A 2,947-nucleotide genomic window follows, 5' to 3' on the forward strand; every position below is an offset into this window, starting at 1 on the left:
GGACCGGCCCCCGCCTCCTTCGGGCAGCCCGAGTACGAGCCGCGGGGGCGTTCCGAGGGCGGCGGTCGCCGCCGCAAGATCACCCCGCTCGCGGCGATCGGCATCGTCGTCGCGTGCTGCGCCGTCGCGGGCCTCGGCGCGGGCGCGCTGCTCAGCGGCGGTGACGACGGCAAGGACAGCGGCAAGAAGAACGAGGCCGGCCAGAACCCTGGGGCGGATACCGGCGGCAAGTCCGGGGACGGGGACGGGAACGGGAACGGGAACGGCGACAAGAAGCCGGACGACCCGGCGCTGCCCCAGGCGAAGGCGCTGGACGCGCTGCTCAAGGACAGCAACAACAGCCGCGACGCCGTGATCAACTCCGTGGAGTCCATCAAGTCCTGCAAGAAGCTCGACAAGGCCGCGGCCGATCTGCACGGCGCGGCGGGCCAGCGCAACGGCCTCGTCGAGCGCCTGGAGAAGATGCCGCTCGACAAGCTCCCCGGACAGGCCGCCCTCAAGGCCCAGCTGAAGAAGGCGTGGCAGTCCTCGGCGGCGGCCGACAACCACTACGCGGCGTGGGCGGGCAAGGTCGGCTCCAAGCACGGCTGCAAGAAGGGCAAGGCGAGCACCACGCCCGAGCTGGGCCACGCCAACAAGGCGAGCGGCGACGCCACCGCGGCGAAGAAGCAGGCGGCGACGTTGTGGAACTCCATCGCGACGAAGTACGGGCTGACCCCGCACCAGTACACCCAGCTGTGACGGGCGGGGAAGCCGCCGCCGTCGGGTGACCCTGCGCGACGAGCGGTGACCGCGGGGTGCGGAACGGGGGCCGGATGGCGCTCCGGAGCGGAGAACGTACGATCGATCACCGTGCAAGGTTCGGAGAAGTCTTCCCGTCGCGGCCGCCGCTCGACCACCATGGACGGCATGCCCCTCAATGACATGCCGTGGTGGCGCTGGCGCGCGAATGTGCGCTCGGCGCTGCACATGCTCGCCGACCCGGTCTTCCAGCGGGAGTGCTGGCTCCCCGCCCTGGAGGGGTACGGGGACGTCACCGACGCCGTGTACCGGCTGGTCGAGGACACCTGGCTGGACAACTGGTCCGCCGAGAAATACGTCGGGACGATCTTCCGCGACCAGACCGAGGCGGCGCTCGTCGACGCCGCCGTGCTGCGCGTCCTGCGGATCATGCACCAGGTGGGCGCCGACGCCCCCGTCTCCGCCTACCTCGAACACGAGGCGTGGCCGGAGGCCGTACGGGCGTCCCGGGAGGCGCACGTCCGGCTCGCGGTCAACGACGGCGACGACCCGGACGCGGCCCCGCGCTCACTGGAGGTGCTGGCGATCGTGACGCGCGTGGTGTGACGGCCCCGGCGTGCTCCTCGCGTCGGACGGCGCTGGTGAGGCCCCGGTCGGCTCCTCGCACCCAGCGGCCTTGGTGTGATCCTCGCCGCTCGACGGCGCCCGGACACCGCCGAGCGGCCCGCCGGGCGCGCCGTGTGTGCGACGCTGTCGGGCTATGAGTGAAACGCAGCCCGTCGCCCCCGAGCAGTACGTCCTGACGCTGTCCTGCCCGGACAAGCAGGGCATCGTGCACGCCGTGTCCAGCTATCTGTTCATGACCGGCTGCAACATCGAGGACAGCCAGCAGTTCGGCGACCACGACACCGGGCTCTTCTTCATGCGGGTGCACTTCAGCGCCGAGCCGCCGGTGACGCTGGAGAAACTGCGGGCCAGCTTCGCGGCCATCGGGGACTCCTTCCAGATGGACTGGCAGATCCACCGGGCGGACGCGAAGATGCGCGTCGTCCTGATGGTCTCCAAGTTCGGCCACTGCCTGAACGACCTGCTCTTCCGCGCCCGCATCGGCGCGCTGCCCGTCGAGATCGCGGCCGTCGTCTCCAACCACACGGAGTTCGGCGAGCTGACCCGCTCGTACGGCGTCCCCTTCCACCACATCCCGGTGACCAAGGACACCAAGGCGCAGGCGGAGGCCGAGCTGCTGGAGCTGGTCCGCGCCGAGAACGTCGAACTCGTGGTGCTCGCCCGCTATATGCAGGTGCTCTCCGACGACCTCTGCAAGGCGCTGTCGGGCCGGATCATCAACATCCACCACTCCTTCCTGCCGAGCTTCAAGGGCGCGAAGCCCTACCACCAGGCGCACGCCCGCGGCGTGAAGCTCATCGGCGCGACCGCCCACTATGTGACGGCCGACCTGGACGAGGGCCCGATCATCGAGCAGGAGGTGGAGCGCGTCGGCCACGACGTGACCCCGGACCAGCTCGTGGCGATCGGCCGCGACGTGGAGTGCCAGGCCCTGGCGCGCGCGGTGAAGTGGCACGGCGAGCACCGTGTGCTGCTCAACGGCCGGCGGACGGTCGTCTTCGCATAACCCGCGCGGCAGCTGACTCACAGGCGTGACAGCGCCGCCGCCGCGAAGAGCACGTCACGGATCGCCTCGCGGTCCCCGTCCTGGCCCGCGGCGGCCTCCTCCGGCGGCACATGGCCCGCCGCCAGCCGGCAGAACTCGGCGCCGTCGAGGGCGACGTGGGCCACCGACTCGGCGGCCGTGCCGAGGGCGGCGGGGGAGTCCAGCGCGATGTACCAGTCCCCGCCGCCGCTGCCCTCGATCTCCAGATGGAGCGACCGGCCGGGCGCGCCCACCAGGACCGGGCCGTGGGCGGGGGACGCCAGGCCCGTACGGCGGCGCTGCGCGAGCGCGCCGGGCAGCAGCCGGGCCGCGAGGTCGATCATGCGGTTGAGGTGGGCGGAGGACGGCGGGTCGTACGGGTAGTCGACGGCGTCGGCGATGTCCCCGGCGTGCACCCAGCACTCGAAGGCGCGGTCGAGGAACGAGTCGCGCAGCGGCAGCGTGAACTGCCCGTACGACACGTCGAGCCCGGCGGCCCCGCGCCCGGCGAACGACACCGTCCGTAACAGCGCGTGCCCCTGGTCGCGCCAGGCC

General features: G+C 71.9%; 2 protein-coding genes and 2 pseudogenes. 3 read left to right on the top strand and 1 reads right to left on the bottom strand.

The window, feature by feature from the left end:
• The 3 genes and pseudogenes from ACFU99_RS39510 to purU all read left to right on the top strand — a co-directional run.
• Nucleotides 1-741: pseudogene (locus ACFU99_RS39510) on the top strand (hypothetical protein); the annotation flags it as partial.
• A gap of 105 nt (nt 742-846) precedes the next feature.
• Nucleotides 847-1,347, top strand: coding sequence for a hypothetical protein (locus ACFU99_RS39515; RefSeq protein WP_384402324.1), 501 nt, complete (start codon nt 847-849; stop codon nt 1,345-1,347).
• Between the two features lie 154 nt (nt 1,348-1,501).
• Complete coding sequence (gene purU / locus ACFU99_RS39520; RefSeq protein WP_384402321.1) at nt 1,502-2,374, top strand: formyltetrahydrofolate deformylase; 873 nt, start codon at nt 1,502-1,504, stop codon at nt 2,372-2,374.
• 17 nt (nt 2,375-2,391) lie between these two features.
• Here purU and ACFU99_RS39525 read toward each other — a convergent pair.
• Nucleotides 2,392-2,947: pseudogene (locus tag ACFU99_RS39525) on the bottom strand (MDMPI N domain containing protein); the annotation flags it as partial.

This window comes from Streptomyces sp. NPDC057654, assembly GCF_042800135.1.
Lineage (GTDB): Bacteria > Actinomycetota > Actinomycetes > Streptomycetales > Streptomycetaceae > Streptomyces.

Coding starts and splice junctions, on each gene's coding strand:
- purU (WP_384402321.1), top strand. CDS start 1,502: ATGAGTGAAACGCAGCCCGTCGCCCCCGAGCAGTACGTCCTGACGCTG.